Origin of the sequence: Halorubrum sp. Atlit-8R (genome assembly GCF_003666025.1) — an archaeon.
Classification (GTDB): domain Archaea; phylum Halobacteriota; class Halobacteria; order Halobacteriales; family Haloferacaceae; genus Halorubrum; species Halorubrum salinarum.
The window spans coordinates 196,933-212,703 of the sequence record NZ_QPLV01000003.1 but is presented as its reverse complement, the minus strand read 5'-3'; the positions used below and the strand labels follow the sequence as shown (position 1 = coordinate 212,703).

Genomic DNA, 15,771 nt, shown 5'->3' with positions numbered 1-15,771 from the left:
ATGAGCGCCCGCTTCGCGCGGCGGGCGTGAGGCTACCAGCGCACCCTGATTCATGACCGCACTCATCGACACCCTGAGTCGCATCGCTCTCGAACACGCCCAGCTGCTCGCGCCGGCGCTCGCGTTCGTCCTCTTCCTCGTTGCGCAGCGCTACCTCGGCCGGTGGCCCGACCTGTGGCGAGCCCGCCGGCTTGTCCTCCCTGTGCTCGACCGCCTCGCCGACGGCGACTACGACGCGGAGCTCGACGTCGTCGAGGGACACACCGCTATCGATGTGTCGGCGGCGGCCGACGCCCTCCCGGAGAAGACCGGGCTTCGACTCAACACGCGGACGCTCGTCGGGACGATCGACGCGCCGCCGAGCGAGGTCCGCACCGAGTTCCGGTCGATGTCGAGAGTGTATCCGAACACGCTCGCGTCGATCCAGTACGATGTCGACGAGGCGACGGGCGAGCGCGTCTGGGAGGTCGGCTCGTACGCCTACAGACCGGAGGGCTTCTTCGGGATGTGGCAGTTCCACATCCGGCTCACGCCGGCGGCAGGCGGCCGACAGACGCGCGTTTGGAGCCATTACGAACGCTCTGCGTGGCGCGCGCCGGTCCGGCACTACCGCGGCGTGGGGTGGTCAGCTGAGGAGGGCGTCCGCGAGATCGCGTCGCTGTTCGCGAGTGACAGACGGTTCCGCGCGAGCGACAACGCCGTTTGAGTCGTCGACCGGTGGTCGCTTCCGGACTCAGAGAAATAGCGTCACGCTGTCGACTCCTTCTACGCGAAGTCACCGAGCGCGCCTTGGCCGTCGTCTCGGGTCGTGTCCTGCCCGCGGCGGACCTCCTGACACGACTCGCAGAGGAAGTCGCCGGCGATTGTCGTCGCCTCGGTCGCCGTCCCGCAGCGCTCGCAGTGACCGTCGGCGCAGCTCGTACAGCGCGTCTCGCCGTCGACGTCCACGAGCACGGCGCCGTTCGAGCCGACGCCGCAGTCGGCGCAGTTACTAGTCGTCATCAGGTGTCACCTCCATCCACCGCGGATCGCTCGCAAGCGTCTCGACGGCGATGTCCAGCGTCGCACCGGGCTCTGGCGTCCGTGGGTGACCGTTCCCGATCGTCACCGAGAGCTCTGCGACGCCGTCGAGGACAGCGACGACAGCGACACGGAACCGCGCATACTCCGCGATCCCTGTCGCCTGATACGGCCGATCCCACGGTTCGGGCAGGTCTTCGGCAGCGCTCTCGTCACAGCGCCACGTTTGACCGGGGCGAACGCGGCTCTCTGCCGACTCGGGCTCGGACACGGTGACGCTCATGTGTCCCCTCCGTAGGTTCCGAACTGGTAGATCGCATCCAGATACGGCTCGCGGACCGACCGCTCCCAGTCGTCCCAGTCCCCGTGACGGTACACGCGATCGCGGGCCGTCGTCCCGTCCGGAGCGTCCCCGCGGATGTAGGCGATCAACTGGTCCGACATGTGGTCGTCGTAGACTCCACCGCCGAGCCGGTGGTTGTGCGTGAAGTAGTGCCGGAAGTAGTGCGCCGTCACCTTCTCAGACGTCCTCGCGCCGGGCTCCCACCAGCCATATCGCTGGAGAATGCCCTCGTACGCGTTGCTACCGGTGAGCATCTGCGAGACGGCTGAACTCGTGAGCCGGTTCCGGTCGCCTCGCTGCGACTTGGTGAACAACGGGCAGGCCTGTGCCGAATGCTGTACCGCCGGTCGCCGTGCGAGGAGGTACTCCAGCAGCGCGGTCTTGAGCTCGGCGTCGACAGGCACGATCGTCCCACTCTCCCGTTGCCGCTTCACGCCGGCCTCGCGAACCTCGCCACGCACCTCCGTCCCAGCCTGATACCCCGGTTCGAGGAAGAGCGCGTCACGACGATCGCGAACGGCAGGAAGGAGGTCGACGCCACGCTCTTCCAGGAAGGACTCGTAGACCGGGTGGTCGAGGGTGAGACAGCATAGGTCGATGTTGACGACTTCGCCGAGCCGGGCACCGGTCTTCAGTAGCGTGAGGATGAACGCCCGCTGCCGGGGTGTCCCCAGCCAGTCGACGAACGACCGCATCTCGTCGAGGTCGATCTTCGGACGGCTCGGCGAGCTCGACGGCGTCTCGACATCCGGGAGATCATCCATCGCGGTTCGGGCGGGGTTCGCGCTCACGATCTGTGCCGACTCCACGAGCCAGTTGTAGTACGTCGCGAGACGGCGGAGGTAGTCGTAGCGCGTCCGGTCGGAGACGTCGATCCGGTCGGGGCGGCCGTCGCCTGCGCCGATGGCGTAGTAGTGCTCGCGAAGGTTCCCTTTCAGGTGCTCGTTGAACGCGACGACGTGGGTGTCGTCGATGTTACACGGGTGTTCGTCGAACTCCGCCGCGAGGAACGCTTGGTACTCGCGGAGGATCGCTTCCGTTTTCGTGATGTACGAGGCCTCCTTCCCGTACGTTTCGAGCCGATCGATGTAGACGCCGACCGGCCGTCGTTTGATGGCGAGTTCGTCGGCCGACGTCGACGTGTCCATCGCGAGGAGTTCATCATCCGACCAGTCCGTGGGCGCGGCCTCGCTCATCTGGATCCTCCGTCTTGGTGACCAGTCAGTTCGTCGAGCGCCTCGCGATCGAACTCGCCGGCGTCGTAGATCTGCATCCCGGCGCGGAGCCGCCACCGGAGCCACTCCGACCGAGATCGCGCATCGGATTCCTCAGCGCGCGCCTCGATATCGGCGATCGTCTCCTCCGAGAGCCCCGAAATGTTGATGCTAGGCATGGCTCAGTCAGTCGACATCCCACGGCACCTCGTCGAACCGGCTCGATGTCACCGACGAGAGCGCAGCGATCAGCTCCAGAGCAGCGTGCTCGCCGTGAAGCGCGACCGTGTCGCCGGCGCGGTCATCCTCGGGCGGGAAGTACTGCTCGAGCTCGATCATGAACGGCATGTCGTCGATGCGTTCGTCGACGTCGACGCGCCGGACGTGGACGCCGGCCGTCACCTCGTTCGGCGAGATCGCGGCGACGTGCTCGGTGGTGACGTCATCCCACGGCTCCTCGGTCATCGCGCGGTCTCCCAGCTCCTCTTCGACCTTGGTCAGCCCGAAGCCGTACTGCTCCCAGAGATAGTCGTCGACGACGTCGCGCGTCCGGGCGTTCCGTTTGCGCTCGCTTTCGTCTCGGTCGTCGCGCGGCTCCTCAACATCTCCGGCGGGACTGCCCTCAGGCATCGCTGGGTACCTCGCGACTCAGAACGTTGTCGGGAGCCGTCTCTCTGACAATCAGCCCTGATATCGGATCGCTGTCGACGCATTCGTCACAGTACGACGGGACAGTGAGTGTCGCCGTGTCGGGCTTGGCGTCGATCCCGACTGAGACGACGGTCGTGAACGTCTCGCCGCACTCGGAACACTCCGTGCGGACGGAGACTTCGGAGAGTGTGTTGTGAAGGAGGTCGGAACGCGGATGCTGGGCGAGGTAGTGCTCGAGCGCGTCAACCACGCCAGCGACTCGCTCCCCGCACACGCCGCATCGGTCAGTTACTCCGGATCGATCACTTGCCATGCTTCACCTCACGAAGTTCACGGGGATCGTCGAGTTCCCGAACCTGCTCCGCGAGTGATTCGGCGTTCCGAGATATGGCTTCGAGCGTCTCGGCTACCTCCGCGGGGTTCGTCGTCGATCTCCCACCGAGCGCGATCCAGCCGAGACCACGGCAGCCGTCGGCGGCTTCTCGTCCGAGTTCGGCGGTGTACTCCTCTATCTCCTGCGCGAGGTCGTGGTACGGTTTCAGCGTCTCGAACGGTCGGTGTTCAATCTCTCCGTCCCCCTGATCAGATCTGCTCAAGACGCTTCACCTCGCGTTTGACTTTCTCCGGCGGCTCTTCGAACACGAGCCCGTCATCTTCGATGAACTCGCGGGCCAGCGGCGTCGGGATCTCCTCGCCGTCGGCGACGCCGTTCGAGTGGAGCGTCGTACAGAGGATGTGACCGATGCTCCCCTCCCAGACGACACTCAGCCACTTGTCATCGCCCTCGTCGTCGACGCGGGCGTACCCTTCGTCCGAGATCTTGTTCAGCTGCTCCGCGAACTGGTCGCCGTCGTCAGTCGTCGATGGCATCGATCTCCTCCAGCGTTGTCGCGTTGTCGTGGAGTTCGAGCACGCGGTCCTTCGCGTCGGCCGCCTTCGACGCGCACTCGTTGTGCTCGCCTCTCGCTGCGGCCTGCGTCGCATCGGCGAGGTCGCGGTAGGTCTCCTCGAGGGCGTCCTCGTCGATGACGATCGGGTTAGCCATCGTTGACCTCTGTGAGTTCTTCGAGCCGCGCGATCGCGTCGTCAACACCGTTGCCGTCGACGTCCTCGTACGACTCACGGGCGTCTTGAACTGCGTCGAAGTCTTCTTGATCCTCTTGTAGAGCATCAGAAAGAATAGACTCTACTGTTTCTAATTCTCGTTTTACAAACTCAACACCTAGTCGAGCCGGCTTTGGATTTATTTTTTCTATACTTTCGATTGTTCCATCAGCCCATGAGATAGCTTGATCAACAGATTCGCTCATTTCGGCTAACTTTTCTTTATCAATCACTCCTGGTGTGTCAGCACCCTCTCTGATCTCGATGAGTTCTGCTTCCTTCTCCCACGCAATTTGTAGCAGCTCCTGTTTCCGCTCTCTCAATTCTTCGATTTTGTGTTCACGTTCCTCGATATCACCATCATCTCGATCTTCTGTTCTGTCCTCATCGGCCTTCGGCCGACAATGGTGGTATCCGGAACGAGCACTTCCATTTAGAAGGTCATGTTGTGTTGATATCTGTTCTATCATGTATTCCTCCTTGTCTGATATCTCGCTCAGAGGATGCTCGGACAACACAACCATCCGAGGTTCCTCACCATCAGACTGGAGGTCGTTTATCCACTCATTGAGAGGATCGCTATGCGGATGCGAAACGTGCGCCTGCCTTCGGTTGTCAGGATCAGTGGTGGCCCCAACGTATCGCGGGTTGTCGGTCCGGGGGTCTATAAGAATGTAGACGTGTGCGGTCTCGGTGTCAGTCATCATCTGTCTCTCGTGGATCTTCTACAAGTTCGTACAACCCATCGTACACCTTCTGGGCGTTTCCGTGTTCGACCAGTCGGCCGAGCCGGTCCCGGACGTACTGTAGGCTGTACCCTGTCTCTTCGGCTCCGAATGGTGCGGTGATACGACCGTCGCGAAGCATGTCGAGCAGATCCCGGTCTGCCGGTGCGAGGTCGTCCTCGTCGAGCATTCGGATGGTACTTGTCGTACTCACGCCATAAGGTATAGGTCACTACAACTTATGCCTTTGGCCATAGTCCATAGAACCTAAGGGTTAAGTGGCAAGGACTACAAGTAGGAGTTGAGCACGGGACGTGGCCGCAGAAGTGGCCCGGGGCGTTCCAGCGCCCCTGACCGTGCTGGAGAAACCAGCGATGTCAACTACGAACCCACGCGCTGAAAGGCGTACCGACACGCGATTGATCGCACAGCACACCACGCTCGGCATCGACGCCGAGGGATACGTTCACCACCTCGACCGCGACGCCGGCGTCGTCCACCGTATCGACCCCGGGACGGGCGCTCGCGAGCGCCGCTCGGACCTTCGCGAGTGGCTCGCCGCCCGCGACAACGTCGAGATGGGCAACGCCGTCGACACGTACGTCCACGAGTACATCGGCGCCGAGGTCGGGTGGGTCGAGCGCGACCCGACGAACCGCGATGTCTTCGGAGGTGCGTTCTGATGCGCGAGATCACTCGGTCCGCTGAGAAGCGCGTCCGCGCCCTCGAAGAGGCGGCTCGCGAACAGTTCGAGTCGAGTATCCTTCACAACCGCGTCTCCGTGGCTGTCCACGAGGACGACCGGCTGCGTGAGACGCTGGACGTCGTCGAGCGCGCGTACCAGCTCCACGACCGCGCCGATATGCCCGACGAGATGGAGTACGTCGCGTTCAACGCGGCCGAGGACATCAACGACCACTACGGGCTGCTCGTCGACATGGCGGTCGCCCGGGAGTGCGCGACCCTCATCGAGGACGCCCGTGGCGACTGGTTCGACGACGCCGACGACCAGGACGCCGTCGACGGTGCGGTCGCAGAGGCGAGCATCTGGCTGGCTGAGCATCGCGACGCCGCCGCGGCCGAGAGCATCGATGTCGACGAGGTCGTTCCGAACGACGAGGCTGACGAGGCGTTCGACCCAGCCGACTACGACGACGTCCGCGAGGCGCTGCTCGCGGCGCCGAACGGCTACGGGATTGAGCGGATCCTCGACTACTTCGACCCGATGGTCGACGACGAGGAGGTGACGCCCAATGTCTGAACAGGGCGCTATCGACGCCGACTTCGACGACGCCGAGCTCCCGTACGAGCAGCGCGTCGCCGAGGCGCTCGCGGACGTCCGCACCGAGCCCGTCCCGGGCAGCCTCGCGATCGACCTCGTGACGCGGCAGCTGCTGTTCGTCCGCTCGAAGGTCGCCGACACGCTCGGCGAGTACTACGAGCAGGAGGGCTTCGACCTCGCGACGTACGGCCCGCACCCGTGGCTGCCGGTGTCGGTCGACGACGCCGCCTACGAGTGCTACTACGTGAACGACCTCTCACTCGATAGTCTCGACGAGCTCGCCGACCTGCGCGACTACGACTTCCCCGCGGGGCGGCTCGCCGTCGTCGGCGTTGAGCAGGCGTGGTCTGACGGAGGTATCGGCGATGTCTAAGGCTGACGACGGTGCCGTCGACGCGACCACTGGGCCAGGAACGTTCGACGAGCGTGCGGCGAAAGCGCTCACCGAGAGCATGACCGTGCTCGACGACACGCTCGAGGGCGACCTCCGCGATGAGGAGTTCCGCGTGTACACGCCGACCGGCACCTACACGGTGGACATGGTGGCGGAGACGTGCGACTGCCCGGACGCCCTCCACCGGGGCGTCAGATGCAAACATCAACGCCGTATCGATTACGCTCGCGGCGCCGTGCCGATCCCGGGCTGGGCTGACCGCTCCGCCGTCGACGATCAGCTCGGCCAGCACCTCTCCGCGAGTCCGCGTATCGCTACCGCCGACGGCCGGACGGAGGTGTTCGAGGCGTGAGGCAGACCGAGCGCGGCTTCGACGTTGCTGTTCGCGACGACGAGGGGCGCATCGAGACGATGGTGACGGTGACGCCGATCGATGGCAACGTCGCACAGGCGACCGAGATCGCGGAGCTCGTCCGCGAGGAGTACCAGACGAGTGACGACGTGTTCGACGTCGAAGAGGGCGACGATGTCTGAGGACGCCCCGGTTTCGGAGCAGTCGGTGAGCTCGATCCGCCGCGCCGTCGACGGCGAGCTCCTCGACCCGGAGAACCCGATCGACTACCTCGTCGGGCTGCTCCTCGAGGGCAAGCGCTACGACGGTGCGTGGGACGGCGACGAGACGGCCGTCGCGAAGTACGCCATCGCCTCCTGGTGTCTGGAGCTCGGCTGGGCGCCAGACCTCACCGGGTACGACGTCGGCGAGCAAGCCGACCTCGGCGATGAGATCCCGTACCTCGACGCCGCGTTCTACGAGCACGCCGTCGGCGACGTCCAGGACGACGATAGCCTGCCGACGATCGCGTACACGACTGGCTCAGGCGAGCGCCGGCGCGTTCGCTACGAGCGCGCTCCTGAGAAGCCCTGGAGAGTCGAGCGTCATGTCGACCGGTGGGATGACGAAGTCGGGTGGGAGCCCTGTGGGGGCGAGGAGCTGTCCGAGCTCATCGTCCAGGGCGAGCACCGTGCCGCAGTAAGTATCACGGAGGGGCCATGAGCCTCCGCTCGTTCGCCTCTCCTAAGACGCACTTCCGGATCGTTCAGTCCGGCACCCCGCCGAGCGTCGATGGGTTGGCGATCACTGAGCCGAAGTACCTCGAGTGCGCCGAGTGCGGGGCTCGCGTCCGTATCGACGGGCCCGAGGGGCACACGACCACGATCGACAACCTGCCGCACGAGCGGGACTGCGGCCAGCGCGACGTCGTCTCGCAGTACTTCGAGGAACGGTTCGCCTGAGGCGGCGGCTGATCGCTTCATTTTCACTTTCAGTCCGGACAAGAACTCGCATTATATACTCAGCGGGTCTCGGTGGTAGTCGCATGTCGACACAACGGCACGCGCCGCCGGACCCGCCCTCCACGACGATCGACGCCGAGGAGGTCGTCACGATCGACCGCGATACGACGCCCGACCGGTGGCGCTACACCTGTCCGTACGGGCACACTGACTGGGACCGGACGAACAACCACGCCTGGTGTCCGGCCTGTCGACAGCTCAACGAGTCTGGGTTCGACGTCGACCCCGAGCACTACGAGGTCCTCGATAAGAAGCGCGAGGTGATGATCCCGTGGGACCAGCTGCGGCTGGAGTGAAGGGGCCGGAAGTGAGCCCCCGGTTTATGTCTCCCGCGCCGGCAGGTGGGCGTGTGGCCTCGACCACTACCCCCTCCGAAATACACCCCTCGCTTATCGGGAGTGCGAGCCACGGGCAAAACGCGATGTCAGGAGTCGGTCGGCTCGAGCTCGGACGCGTCGAGTTCCTCGTTGAGATAGGCCTCGCCTTCGGGAGTGATGTTGTAGAGGCCGCGGGATATCCTGACGAGCAGGCCATACTTGGCAAGTTTCGGACAACGGTTTCTGGCCGTACCCGCAGTAGGACCACCAAGGTCTTCGATCGCTTGTGGGGTCAGGTTCCCGTGTTCGCGGACCAGTTCAAGGATGGTGTCATCCGAAGGGACCATCCAGTCCGCTTCCTCTCGCATGTTGTCCGCCGAGTTGGTTGCTACCGACATATGGCCACCGATTATAACAGTATAGTGGTGGATAGCACTTAAACAATGGCATAACGCCATTGTTCAATGACGAATTGTCAGTAAGGTATTTGTAAGGGGCGCACTAACACGCATTTGACCTGGCCTCCGCGGGAGCAGAAAACCCCGCCGTGGTGGCACACGACGGGCTGGGTCACAAGCAACCCGCCTCTACACGAGGCGTTTGAGACCCGATGGAAGATAGATCACCCAACGGCCTTAGTAATAGGGCCAACGACGGCGGTAGCGACGACGCACAGATTCTCGACTCCTCGTTGACGATCGACGACGGGCACATCCCGGCGCCGGCCGGCCACGCCCCGCGGCTCGACGTCGAGCAGGTTGACCCCGACAGTACCACCCTCCGCGTGAGCGAGCGTGAGCGCGAGGAGGCGTGGATCGAATACGAGCCAGTGGGGGCGGTGTAGATGCGCGCGACCATCCTCGCCCTCGCCCGCGACGACATTGCCGACCCAACGATCGACGGGCACCTCGAGCAGAGCACGTACCCCGCGATCGAGTCGACCGCGTACGAGCGCCTCGACGGCACGACCATCTACGCTGGCGAGGCCGCCGGCACGATCGACACCGAGCGCGAGGCGATCTACGTCACCGAAGACGGGATCATCACTGAGACCGAGCAGGGCAAAGAGGACGTCTACTGTGAGTGGATCGCCGACCTTCGCGAGGGCTGGGTCGGTGTCAACCGCTCGGACGGCGACTGGCTGTTCAACACGCTCGGCGCGACGAAGGGCACGCTCATCGAGCGGGCCGAGATCGACGTCGACGGGTTCGCTGAGTACCTGAGCGACTACCCGAACGCGAACGCGTGGAACGTCACGCAGACGCGGAGCCTCGACCCGGACGACGACGCCGAAGAGGCGACCATCCACTACCACGACGCCACCCACCTCGCCGACACGGGCGGGAGTCGAGCGACGACGATGCTCGGCTTCGAGTACTGGTTCGAGGGCACGTACGTCCGCGGCGTCATCGCCGAGAGCGGCTACACGGCGCTGTTCGACGGCGGCGACGCGGCCGGGACGTACGCGGCGTGGATCAACTCGGAGATCCTCCCGTTCGCGAGTCTGCCCGAGGAGTTCCAGGGCACGCTCGGCGACGCCCAGGAGACCGACGACCAGGAGGTGGAGGCAGATGGCGAGTAAGCACCCACGCGAAGAGACGCCACTCGACGGGCAGGTCCGCTGTCCGGCGGGCCACCTCTGCTCGGACGCGGACAAGTACTGTCGCGAGTGCGGCGCGCCACTGCCCGAAGCCGATGCGGAACTCGACGTCGACGGGCCCGCGGACCTCGCCGCGAAGTGGCGCCGCGAGGCCGCGGCGGCCGACACGAACGACGTGGCGCGCGCCCGGCGAAACTGCGCGTTCGAACTCGAGCAGCTGCTCGACCTGGACGGAGGTGACGATGTCTGAACTCGACGCGACGACGGGCGTCGTCACCCTCGCCGAGCACGTCGACGGGCTCGGCCAGTCGGTCGCGCGGCGCCTCGACGACCACGGCATCGAGACGGTCGCGGACATCCTGATCGCCGACGAGGGCGCGCTCACGGACGTGTCGTACGTCTCCGAGACGCGCGCCGGGCTGCTCCGGGAGACCGCCGACGAGATCGCGGACGACTCCGACGCTGACCCGCTCGTCGATTCGGTCGAGGTCGTTCTCGAGGCGACGCTCGGCGAGAAGCTCCAGATAACGCTCGCCGAACGCGATGCGTGGGCGAACGCGTGGAACGTCATCGAGACCGAAGAGCCAGTCGAGTGGGTGTCTGGCGACGGCGACAACTGGCACACGCGCCGGCTCCGGATGTCAGAGTCGGCGTCCGGCACCGCCAAGGAGGCGCGAGAGTTCGACCTCGTGCTCGCCGGTGATGAGATTCGCGTCGAGGACCCGCCGGTCGAGTATGTGAGCGCGCAGCCGGACGCGCCCGGCTGGGACGTGGAGTCAGTCGGCGCCGTCGGCCGGGTGTCGACGAGCTCGCTTGTCCAGCTTCAAGCTGACGACGACAAGGAAAAGGCGAAGCCCGACGGCGACGACACGTGGCGACAGTACCAGCACCGGGGTGAGACGGCGTGACCGCCACGCAGTATCGCGTCGTCGACCACGTTGAGCGCGAGACCGCTGAGCTCTTAGAGCGCAACGACAGCGCGATCCTCGCCCACGACGACGGGACGACGTACGTCCTCGAAGAGGTCGACGATGACGAGTGACGAGACAATCTCCTGCGAGTGGGACGGCTGCGAGCGCGAGTTCCTCAGTCGGACGTCGATGAAGATCCACCACTCTCGGGCGCACGGCGAGCGGCTCGTTGAGACCGCGACGTGCGACCACTGTGGCGATGAGTTTGAGCCCGCCTCGGGAGCGACGGGCACCTACTGCTCGACGGCGTGCGCCGGTGCGGCGCGCTCCGAGCGCGTCACGCTCACCTGCGAGGAGTGCGGCGATGAGTTCGATCTCTCGCCCTCGGACGCCGAGGGGCGGAAGTACTGCTCGAAGGAGTGCTACGGTGTCGCGAAAGACACCACTGAAGTCCGGACGTGCCCCTGTGGAACGACGTTCCGGACGCAACAGACCTCAGACAAGCAGACCTGTTCGCATCCCTGTGAAGGTGAGCTGAAGACGTCGAAGCCGCGCCCGGATGATGTCGACGCACTGCTGTGGTTGCTCTACGAGTACGAGGAGCACACGATCAAGGAGACGCACAAGCGGGCGAACCACCACCTCGATGACGACGATCGCCTGACGCGTGACGAGGTCAGCGACCGACTGATCGAGATGGGCGTTCACAGCAACCTCATCCAGATCAAGGCACAGCAGGCTGCCGAGCGGGAGGACGTCTCCGCCGACGTCCCGGATGGCGACGAAACGTGGCGGCAGTATCAGGAGGGCCGCGCCGATGACTGACCCGCTGCGCTGGAGTGCTCGCTGGATGACGGTCGGACTCGCCGTCACGCTCGGCGTACTCATCTTCATCGAGGTGATGGGATGAGCTCGAAGTACCGCGGGTCGACCGAGCACGCCGACCGGATGCTACGGATCCGCGGAACTGGGCCGACTGCGAGCGTGATCGGCTCGTGGAATCGCGGTCTCCGTGTCGAGATTCCGGACGCGGCGCCAGTCCCACGGCACGACGAAGCGCGGTACGACGCGCAGTCGGCGGTCGTTGTCTTCCGCCGCGAGAGTACTCTCACGACGGTGTACGGGCTCGATGCGGAGCACCTCACCAACATCCACGGCGTGGCCGTCGCGGCCGCCGTCGACGCACAGTTCGGGACCAGCTACCGGTCCCGAATCGACGCGACGAATCTGGAGGAAGTAAACCGATGAGCGCAATATCAACACACCAAGACGACGAGGCAGAGGGGCTCGAGTGGGCTGCACGCCACCGCGACGAGCTTGAACGAGAGGCCAACTCAGACCTTCCGCACGCGTGGATGGCCGAGCGGATCCTTCAGCGCCTCGAGGAGGAAGAGGAGGACGACGAGTCCGACGAGGAGGCCGGTGGGTCATGAGTGCCCAGCAGCGAGCCGTCGGCCTGGATCTGTTCGAGCATGTCGGCGACGAACGCGCGTCGGTCGGCTGTCGAGAGTTCGGCGAGTCCTTTCGCAGCAGACGTCGTCGCGGACTTCTGAAGCTCTCGCGTCTCCTTCGTCGCGGGTTCGCCACAGACGGGGCAGTACTCGTGATGGGGCGCGAGCGGCTCGCGACAGACGCCACACGGGTGCCGTTCCCGGGTGTGGGCATCGTCGTCGTCCTGGTGGGCGACGCCGGCCTTCCGGAAGATGTCGCGGTTGAACCGCTCGGCGTCGATGTGGACGTACGTCTCCCACATGTCGGTGTTCAGCTTCCAGTGAACTCGATGCTCGATTTCCTCGCGCGTGTAACCCTCGCGGACCATACGAGTCACCGCGGAGTGTCGGAAGTTGTGGGGGTTACACGGCTTCTCCAGATCCGTCCGGCGCGCGATCCGGCCGAGATGGTTGTGGAGGTGGTCGGGATTGATGCCGCGGTCGCCGTCCTCGAAGTTCTCGAGCTTGTGGAAGAACGGCGCTTCGGGGTCGTCCGGACACGGGTGCGTGAAGCGCTTGTACGAGCGGAGCGCGGCGACGCTGTCAATGAGCGGGTAGTCTTTGATCTCCGCGCCCTTCAGGCCGATCGCGTCGGCGTTGGGGCGATAGGTGGCCGTCTCGCCCTCGAGATCGACGTCCTTGATCCGGAGGGAGACCGAGAGGGTACGCCGCGCGCCGGAGTCGGCCAGGAACTCGATGAGCGCGATGTCGCGCTGGTTGTTCGCGGCGTCGACGAGCGTCGCGATGTCGTCGCTGTTGAGCATGTCGTCGGCGTCGACGGTCGTCTGCTCGGTCGCCATGACCTCGAGTTCCTTCGCCCAGTCGCCACCGTGATGCTCCAGGAAGAGCCGGAGGATGCGCTGCCGGTTTCGACTCGTCGAGTGCGCGCAGCCGTCGTTGTGACGGATCTCGAAGAAGAGGTCACGCGCTCGATCGAGATCGAGGTCGCTGATCGGCATCTCGGAGAAGCCGGCGACGATCCGGAGCTGCTTACAGTACTGTTCGAGCGAGGAGACGGCGAGCCCGCCGTCGCGAGCGCGGATGAACTCGTGGATGGCGTCTTTGTCCGCCTCGGCGATGTCCGCGTCGTCGAGCCGGTCAAGCTCGTCGCGGAAGCGCTCGCGGAAACGCGCCGGATCATCAAGTCCCATACACCGGTGTTTGAGTCCTCTTACAAAAACTCACACGTGGGAAAACGGTTTCTTTCTCGGGCGCGAGGATCGACCGTGAACCGCCGCCTCGTCGGTGTCGCGGCCGCGCTCGCGCTGATCGCCCTCGCGGCCGTCGGCGCCGCCGCCGCGAACCCGGCCCTCCTCATCACCGGGTACGACACCGCCACGGTCGAGGCCGTCGACGGCGAGACGGGCGAGACGCTCGCGACCGTCGAGGTCCGCGTCGCCGACGGTTTCGTGAAACGCTACGTCGGACTCTCCGCGACCGACGATCTCCCCGCCGGCGAGGGGATGCTGTTCGTCCACGACGAGGCGGCCGAGCGCGCCTACGTGATGCGCGACATGGCGTTCGCGCTCGACATCGTCTTCGCCGACGCCGACGGGACCGTCACGACGGTCCACGAGGCGCCCCCGGAGTCGCCGCCGCTCACCCGCTACGAGGGGACGGGGCGGTACGTCCTCGAAGTGCCGCGCGGGTGGAGCGAGCGCCACGGCGTCGGCCCCGGCGACCGGCTCGTGATCGACCGGGAGTGACACCGCCGCGGCCGCCGGGTCGGTCGACGAAACCGCTTTGGGCCTCGCCGGCGTCGCCTCGACCATGACCGGACTCCCCGGCCGGATCGCGTGGAACCTCCGCCACCGCTGGCGGCGGGTGTTCGCCCTCTGCGTCGTCGGCGCCGGCGTCGCCGCCCCGCTCCTCACCGGCGTCTGGTGGTGGCTCCCGCTCGTGTGGTTCTTCGGGCTCGTCATCGTCCTGCCCGTCTTCCACGTCCTCACGAAGCCGGTCCCCGAGGACGACGCCGCCGACCGCGCGGACGCCACCGGCGACCCCGCGCTCGACGCCCTCCGCGAGCGCTACGCGCGCGGCGACATCGACGAACAGGAGTTCGAGCGCAAGCTGGACCGCCTCCTGGAGACCGAAGACGCCGAGACCGTCACCGACCCGGGCGGCGATGTCGCCGACCGAGTGCGAGAGAGCGTCCGGCGAGAAGTGGACCGAATCCGGGAGTGACGGCGCCGGGACAGCCGTCGCCGCCGACGCGGAGGGAGACCTCCGGGACTACTCGTCGATCTCGCGGTTGTGGACCGCGTCGCCGGTGGTCCCGTCGAAGAGGTGGATCGTTTCCTCGGGGATCTCCACGTGGACCTCGTCGCCGACCGAGATCTGCTGGAGGCCGCCGACGGTGGCGATGAACGTCTCGCCCTCCGGCGCGTCTTCGAACCGCAGGTAGACGGTGTTCTCGTCGCCCATCGGCTCGACGACCTCGACCACCGTCGAGAAGGTGTGCTCGCCGGCCGGGTCGTCCGCCAGCGAGATGTCCTCGGGCCGGACCCCGAGCGTGAGGTCGGTGATGTCGCCGATGTCGCCGAGGGTGGACTCGGAGAGCGGGTAGTCGAAGGCGTCGCCGAGGAGGGTGTCGGCGTCGCGCTCGACCTCGAAGAAGTTCATCGACGGCTCCCCGATGAACCCGGCGACGAACCGGTTGGCCGGCTCGTGGTAACACTCCAGCGGCGTCGCGACCTGCTGGAGCTCGCCGGCGTTGAGGATCGCGATCCGGTCGCCCATGGTCATCGCTTCGGTCTGGTCGTGCGTGACGTACATCGTCGTCACGTCCAGCTCGGCCTGGAGCCGCTGGAGCTCCGTCCGCATCTCGGAGCGGAGCTTGGCGTCGAGGTTGCTGAGCGGCTCGTCCATGAGGAACACCTCGGGGTCGCGGACGATCGCCCGCCCGAGCGCGACCCGCTGCTGCTGGCCGCCGGAGAGGTCGGACGGTTTCCGGTCCAGCAGCTCGCCGATCCCCATCGTCCCCGCGGCGTCGGTGACGCGCGTCTCGATCTCGTCGTCGGAGAGGTCCGTCGACTCCTCCAGTCCGAACGCCATGTTCTCCTGTACCGTCATGTGCGGGTACAGCGCGTACGACTGGAACACCATCGCGATGTCGCGGTGCTGGGGTTTCACGTCGTTGATGACGCTCCCGGCGAGTCGGATCTCGCCGCTGGTCACCGTCTCCAGCCCCGCGACCATCCGGAGGGTTGTCGACTTACCGCAGCCGGAGGGGCCGACCACGACGAGGAACTCGCCGTCGCGCATCTCGATGTCGACGTCGTCGACGGCGACGACCTCGCCGTCCCCGTCGGGGAACACCTTGCTCACGCCGTCGAGTTCGAGCGTCCCCATGCTATCGCCCCCGCGG

The 15,771-nt window shown here is 65.7% G+C and carries 33 protein-coding genes; 19 read left to right on the top strand and 14 right to left on the bottom strand.

Translation table 11 applies throughout. The features are described 5' to 3' along the window. The first annotated feature begins 52 nt into the window (after positions 1–52). A complete protein-coding gene (locus DVK05_RS09790) occupies positions 53–706 on the top strand; it encodes a hypothetical protein (RefSeq protein WP_121563175.1) in 654 nt (217 codons plus the stop codon). Between the two features lie 59 nt (positions 707–765). Here DVK05_RS09790 and DVK05_RS09785 read toward each other — a convergent pair whose 3' ends face one another. From DVK05_RS09785 to DVK05_RS09745, 11 genes are read right to left on the bottom strand one after another with little or no spacing between them, the layout of a single operon-like run. Then, a complete protein-coding gene (locus DVK05_RS09785; protein ID WP_121563174.1) occupies positions 766–1,002 on the bottom strand; it encodes a hypothetical protein in 237 nt (78 codons plus the stop codon). Beyond that, a complete protein-coding gene (locus tag DVK05_RS09780; protein ID WP_121563173.1) occupies positions 992–1,303 on the bottom strand; it encodes an SNF2/RAD54 family helicase in 312 nt (103 codons plus the stop codon). The genes DVK05_RS09785 and DVK05_RS09780 overlap by 11 nt, the downstream gene beginning before the upstream one ends. After that, a complete protein-coding gene (locus DVK05_RS09775; protein WP_121563172.1) occupies positions 1,300–2,559 on the bottom strand; it encodes a site-specific integrase in 1,260 nt (419 codons plus the stop codon). The genes DVK05_RS09780 and DVK05_RS09775 overlap by 4 nt, the downstream gene beginning before the upstream one ends. Then, entirely contained in the window at positions 2,556–2,756 is a 201-nt protein-coding gene (locus DVK05_RS09770; RefSeq protein ID WP_121563171.1) for a hypothetical protein, read from the bottom strand. Before DVK05_RS09770 ends, DVK05_RS09775 begins: the two co-directional genes overlap by 4 nt. Positions 2,757–2,763: 7 nt before the next feature. Beyond that, entirely contained in the window at positions 2,764–3,207 is a 444-nt protein-coding gene (locus tag DVK05_RS09765) for a hypothetical protein (protein ID WP_121563170.1), read from the bottom strand. After that, positions 3,200–3,478 (bottom strand): hypothetical protein, encoded by a 279-nt coding sequence (locus DVK05_RS09760; protein ID WP_121563169.1) that lies wholly within the window; start codon positions 3,476–3,478, stop codon positions 3,200–3,202. The genes DVK05_RS09765 and DVK05_RS09760 overlap by 8 nt, the downstream gene beginning before the upstream one ends. A 52-nt stretch (positions 3,479–3,530) precedes the next feature. Continuing rightward, positions 3,531–3,824 (bottom strand): hypothetical protein, encoded by a 294-nt coding sequence (locus DVK05_RS16890; protein ID WP_147437755.1) that lies wholly within the window; start codon positions 3,822–3,824, stop codon positions 3,531–3,533. Continuing rightward, positions 3,811–4,098 carry a hypothetical protein gene (locus DVK05_RS09755; RefSeq protein ID WP_121563168.1) on the bottom strand — a complete coding sequence of 96 codons (288 nt, stop codon included), beginning with the start codon at positions 4,096–4,098 and terminating at the stop codon, positions 3,811–3,813. Before DVK05_RS09755 ends, DVK05_RS16890 begins: the two co-directional genes overlap by 14 nt. Beyond that, positions 4,082–4,273 carry a hypothetical protein gene (locus tag DVK05_RS09750; RefSeq protein ID WP_121563167.1) on the bottom strand — a complete coding sequence of 64 codons (192 nt, stop codon included), beginning with the start codon at positions 4,271–4,273 and terminating at the stop codon, positions 4,082–4,084. Before DVK05_RS09750 ends, DVK05_RS09755 begins: the two co-directional genes overlap by 17 nt. Next, positions 4,266–5,036 carry a hypothetical protein gene (locus DVK05_RS16885; protein WP_147437752.1) on the bottom strand — a complete coding sequence of 257 codons (771 nt, stop codon included), beginning with the start codon at positions 5,034–5,036 and terminating at the stop codon, positions 4,266–4,268. Before DVK05_RS16885 ends, DVK05_RS09750 begins: the two co-directional genes overlap by 8 nt. Further along, on the bottom strand, positions 5,029–5,247 hold the full coding sequence (locus DVK05_RS09745; RefSeq protein WP_121563166.1) for a winged helix-turn-helix domain-containing protein: 219 nt from the start codon (positions 5,245–5,247) through the stop codon (positions 5,029–5,031). The genes DVK05_RS16885 and DVK05_RS09745 overlap by 8 nt, the downstream gene beginning before the upstream one ends. A gap of 184 nt (positions 5,248–5,431) precedes the next feature. Here DVK05_RS09745 and DVK05_RS09740 point away from each other — a divergent pair, with 184 nt between their 5' ends. From DVK05_RS09740 to DVK05_RS09705, 8 genes are all read left to right on the top strand, one after another. Then, positions 5,432–5,740: a hypothetical protein gene (locus tag DVK05_RS09740; RefSeq protein ID WP_121563165.1), complete on the top strand. Its 309-nt coding sequence runs from the start codon at positions 5,432–5,434 to the stop codon at positions 5,738–5,740. Next, positions 5,740–6,318 carry a hypothetical protein gene (locus DVK05_RS09735; RefSeq protein WP_121563164.1) on the top strand — a complete coding sequence of 193 codons (579 nt, stop codon included), beginning with the start codon at positions 5,740–5,742 and terminating at the stop codon, positions 6,316–6,318. The genes DVK05_RS09740 and DVK05_RS09735 overlap by 1 nt, the downstream gene beginning before the upstream one ends. Next, complete coding sequence (locus tag DVK05_RS09730; protein ID WP_121563163.1) at positions 6,311–6,712, top strand: hypothetical protein; 402 nt, start codon at positions 6,311–6,313, stop codon at positions 6,710–6,712. Before DVK05_RS09735 ends, DVK05_RS09730 begins: the two co-directional genes overlap by 8 nt. Beyond that, on the top strand, positions 6,705–7,085 hold the full coding sequence (locus DVK05_RS09725; protein WP_121563162.1) for a hypothetical protein: 381 nt from the start codon (positions 6,705–6,707) through the stop codon (positions 7,083–7,085). Before DVK05_RS09730 ends, DVK05_RS09725 begins: the two co-directional genes overlap by 8 nt. After that, positions 7,082–7,267 carry a hypothetical protein gene (locus tag DVK05_RS09720; RefSeq protein ID WP_121563161.1) on the top strand — a complete coding sequence of 62 codons (186 nt, stop codon included), beginning with the start codon at positions 7,082–7,084 and terminating at the stop codon, positions 7,265–7,267. Before DVK05_RS09725 ends, DVK05_RS09720 begins: the two co-directional genes overlap by 4 nt. Beyond that, positions 7,260–7,787, top strand: a complete 528-nt coding sequence (locus tag DVK05_RS17565) for a hypothetical protein (protein ID WP_233562185.1) — start codon at positions 7,260–7,262, stop codon at positions 7,785–7,787. The genes DVK05_RS09720 and DVK05_RS17565 overlap by 8 nt, the downstream gene beginning before the upstream one ends. Continuing rightward, on the top strand, positions 7,784–8,026 hold the full coding sequence (locus DVK05_RS09710; protein ID WP_121563160.1) for a hypothetical protein: 243 nt from the start codon (positions 7,784–7,786) through the stop codon (positions 8,024–8,026). The genes DVK05_RS17565 and DVK05_RS09710 overlap by 4 nt, the downstream gene beginning before the upstream one ends. Positions 8,027–8,109: 83 nt before the next feature. Next, positions 8,110–8,382 carry a hypothetical protein gene (locus DVK05_RS09705; protein WP_199712309.1) on the top strand — a complete coding sequence of 91 codons (273 nt, stop codon included), beginning with the start codon at positions 8,110–8,112 and terminating at the stop codon, positions 8,380–8,382. A gap of 128 nt (positions 8,383–8,510) precedes the next feature. Here the strand turns inward: DVK05_RS09705 and DVK05_RS09700 are convergent, their stop codons facing one another. Next, a complete protein-coding gene (locus DVK05_RS09700; RefSeq protein WP_199712308.1) occupies positions 8,511–8,771 on the bottom strand; it encodes a PhiH1 repressor in 261 nt (86 codons plus the stop codon). A gap of 242 nt (positions 8,772–9,013) precedes the next feature. On the opposite strand from DVK05_RS09700, the gene DVK05_RS09695 reads away from it, so the two are divergent. From DVK05_RS09695 to DVK05_RS16880, 8 genes are all read left to right on the top strand, one after another. Beyond that, entirely contained in the window at positions 9,014–9,247 is a 234-nt protein-coding gene (locus tag DVK05_RS09695; protein WP_121563158.1) for a hypothetical protein, read from the top strand. After that, positions 9,248–9,985, top strand: coding sequence for a hypothetical protein (locus DVK05_RS09690; RefSeq protein ID WP_121563157.1), 738 nt, complete (start codon positions 9,248–9,250; stop codon positions 9,983–9,985). Beyond that, entirely contained in the window at positions 9,975–10,253 is a 279-nt protein-coding gene (locus DVK05_RS09685) for a hypothetical protein (protein ID WP_121563156.1), read from the top strand. The genes DVK05_RS09690 and DVK05_RS09685 overlap by 11 nt, the downstream gene beginning before the upstream one ends. Continuing rightward, on the top strand, positions 10,246–10,911 hold the full coding sequence (locus DVK05_RS09680; protein ID WP_199712307.1) for a helix-hairpin-helix domain-containing protein: 666 nt from the start codon (positions 10,246–10,248) through the stop codon (positions 10,909–10,911). The genes DVK05_RS09685 and DVK05_RS09680 overlap by 8 nt, the downstream gene beginning before the upstream one ends. Next, positions 10,908–11,045 (top strand): hypothetical protein, encoded by a 138-nt coding sequence (locus DVK05_RS17095; protein ID WP_158598855.1) that lies wholly within the window; start codon positions 10,908–10,910, stop codon positions 11,043–11,045. Before DVK05_RS09680 ends, DVK05_RS17095 begins: the two co-directional genes overlap by 4 nt. Beyond that, positions 11,035–11,739 carry a hypothetical protein gene (locus DVK05_RS09675; RefSeq protein WP_121563154.1) on the top strand — a complete coding sequence of 235 codons (705 nt, stop codon included), beginning with the start codon at positions 11,035–11,037 and terminating at the stop codon, positions 11,737–11,739. The genes DVK05_RS17095 and DVK05_RS09675 overlap by 11 nt, the downstream gene beginning before the upstream one ends. Before the next feature lie 81 nt (positions 11,740–11,820). Next, on the top strand, positions 11,821–12,162 hold the full coding sequence (locus DVK05_RS09670; protein WP_121563153.1) for a hypothetical protein: 342 nt from the start codon (positions 11,821–11,823) through the stop codon (positions 12,160–12,162). After that, positions 12,159–12,347, top strand: a complete 189-nt coding sequence (locus DVK05_RS16880) for a hypothetical protein (RefSeq protein WP_147437751.1) — start codon at positions 12,159–12,161, stop codon at positions 12,345–12,347. The genes DVK05_RS09670 and DVK05_RS16880 overlap by 4 nt, the downstream gene beginning before the upstream one ends. On the opposite strand, the gene DVK05_RS09665 is transcribed toward DVK05_RS16880, so the two are convergent. Next, complete coding sequence (locus DVK05_RS09665) at positions 12,287–13,555, bottom strand: tyrosine-type recombinase/integrase (protein ID WP_121563152.1); 1,269 nt, start codon at positions 13,553–13,555, stop codon at positions 12,287–12,289. The genes DVK05_RS16880 and DVK05_RS09665 overlap by 61 nt on opposite strands. Positions 13,556–13,630: 75 nt before the next feature. On the opposite strand from DVK05_RS09665, the gene DVK05_RS09660 reads away from it, so the two are divergent. Together DVK05_RS09660 and DVK05_RS09655 are read left to right on the top strand one after the other, a co-directional pair. Continuing rightward, positions 13,631–14,110, top strand: a complete 480-nt coding sequence (locus tag DVK05_RS09660) for a DUF192 domain-containing protein (protein WP_121563151.1) — start codon at positions 13,631–13,633, stop codon at positions 14,108–14,110. A gap of 64 nt (positions 14,111–14,174) precedes the next feature. Beyond that, entirely contained in the window at positions 14,175–14,588 is a 414-nt protein-coding gene (locus DVK05_RS09655) for an SHOCT domain-containing protein (RefSeq protein ID WP_121563150.1), read from the top strand. Between the two features lie 48 nt (positions 14,589–14,636). Here the strand turns inward: DVK05_RS09655 and DVK05_RS09650 are convergent, their stop codons facing one another. Further along, positions 14,637–15,755, bottom strand: a complete 1,119-nt coding sequence (locus DVK05_RS09650; protein WP_121563149.1) for an ABC transporter ATP-binding protein — start codon at positions 15,753–15,755, stop codon at positions 14,637–14,639. Positions 15,756–15,771: the final 16 nt, after the last annotated feature.

Coding starts and splice junctions, on each gene's coding strand:
- DVK05_RS09780 (WP_121563173.1), bottom strand. CDS start 1,303: ATGAGCGTCACCGTGTCCGAGCCCGAGTCGGCAGAGAGCCGCGTTCGC.
- DVK05_RS09790 (WP_121563175.1), top strand. CDS start 53: ATGACCGCACTCATCGACACCCTGAGTCGCATCGCTCTCGAACACGCC.
- DVK05_RS16885 (WP_147437752.1), bottom strand. CDS start 5,036: ATGACTGACACCGAGACCGCACACGTCTACATTCTTATAGACCCCCGG.
- DVK05_RS09740 (WP_121563165.1), top strand. CDS start 5,432: ATGTCAACTACGAACCCACGCGCTGAAAGGCGTACCGACACGCGATTG.
- DVK05_RS09675 (WP_121563154.1), top strand. CDS start 11,035: ATGACGAGTGACGAGACAATCTCCTGCGAGTGGGACGGCTGCGAGCGC.
- DVK05_RS09685 (WP_121563156.1), top strand. CDS start 9,975: ATGGCGAGTAAGCACCCACGCGAAGAGACGCCACTCGACGGGCAGGTC.
- DVK05_RS09700 (WP_199712308.1), bottom strand. CDS start 8,771: ATGCGAGAGGAAGCGGACTGGATGGTCCCTTCGGATGACACCATCCTT.
- DVK05_RS09745 (WP_121563166.1), bottom strand. CDS start 5,247: ATGCTCGACGAGGACGACCTCGCACCGGCAGACCGGGATCTGCTCGAC.
- DVK05_RS09750 (WP_121563167.1), bottom strand. CDS start 4,273: ATGGCTAACCCGATCGTCATCGACGAGGACGCCCTCGAGGAGACCTAC.
- DVK05_RS17565 (WP_233562185.1), top strand. CDS start 7,260: ATGTCTGAGGACGCCCCGGTTTCGGAGCAGTCGGTGAGCTCGATCCGC.
- DVK05_RS09785 (WP_121563174.1), bottom strand. CDS start 1,002: ATGACGACTAGTAACTGCGCCGACTGCGGCGTCGGCTCGAACGGCGCC.
- DVK05_RS09735 (WP_121563164.1), top strand. CDS start 5,740: ATGCGCGAGATCACTCGGTCCGCTGAGAAGCGCGTCCGCGCCCTCGAA.
- DVK05_RS09710 (WP_121563160.1), top strand. CDS start 7,784: ATGAGCCTCCGCTCGTTCGCCTCTCCTAAGACGCACTTCCGGATCGTT.
- DVK05_RS09765 (WP_121563170.1), bottom strand. CDS start 3,207: ATGCCTGAGGGCAGTCCCGCCGGAGATGTTGAGGAGCCGCGCGACGAC.
- DVK05_RS16880 (WP_147437751.1), top strand. CDS start 12,159: ATGAGCGCAATATCAACACACCAAGACGACGAGGCAGAGGGGCTCGAG.
- DVK05_RS09690 (WP_121563157.1), top strand. CDS start 9,248: ATGCGCGCGACCATCCTCGCCCTCGCCCGCGACGACATTGCCGACCCA.
- DVK05_RS09680 (WP_199712307.1), top strand. CDS start 10,246: ATGTCTGAACTCGACGCGACGACGGGCGTCGTCACCCTCGCCGAGCAC.
- DVK05_RS09650 (WP_121563149.1), bottom strand. CDS start 15,755: ATGGGGACGCTCGAACTCGACGGCGTGAGCAAGGTGTTCCCCGACGGG.
- DVK05_RS09655 (WP_121563150.1), top strand. CDS start 14,175: ATGACCGGACTCCCCGGCCGGATCGCGTGGAACCTCCGCCACCGCTGG.
- DVK05_RS09730 (WP_121563163.1), top strand. CDS start 6,311: ATGTCTGAACAGGGCGCTATCGACGCCGACTTCGACGACGCCGAGCTC.
- DVK05_RS09725 (WP_121563162.1), top strand. CDS start 6,705: ATGTCTAAGGCTGACGACGGTGCCGTCGACGCGACCACTGGGCCAGGA.
- DVK05_RS09695 (WP_121563158.1), top strand. CDS start 9,014: ATGGAAGATAGATCACCCAACGGCCTTAGTAATAGGGCCAACGACGGC.
- DVK05_RS09665 (WP_121563152.1), bottom strand. CDS start 13,555: ATGGGACTTGATGATCCGGCGCGTTTCCGCGAGCGCTTCCGCGACGAG.
- DVK05_RS09770 (WP_121563171.1), bottom strand. CDS start 2,756: ATGCCTAGCATCAACATTTCGGGGCTCTCGGAGGAGACGATCGCCGAT.
- DVK05_RS09775 (WP_121563172.1), bottom strand. CDS start 2,559: ATGAGCGAGGCCGCGCCCACGGACTGGTCGGATGATGAACTCCTCGCG.
- DVK05_RS09670 (WP_121563153.1), top strand. CDS start 11,821: ATGAGCTCGAAGTACCGCGGGTCGACCGAGCACGCCGACCGGATGCTA.
- DVK05_RS09755 (WP_121563168.1), bottom strand. CDS start 4,098: ATGCCATCGACGACTGACGACGGCGACCAGTTCGCGGAGCAGCTGAAC.
- DVK05_RS09705 (WP_199712309.1), top strand. CDS start 8,110: ATGTCGACACAACGGCACGCGCCGCCGGACCCGCCCTCCACGACGATC.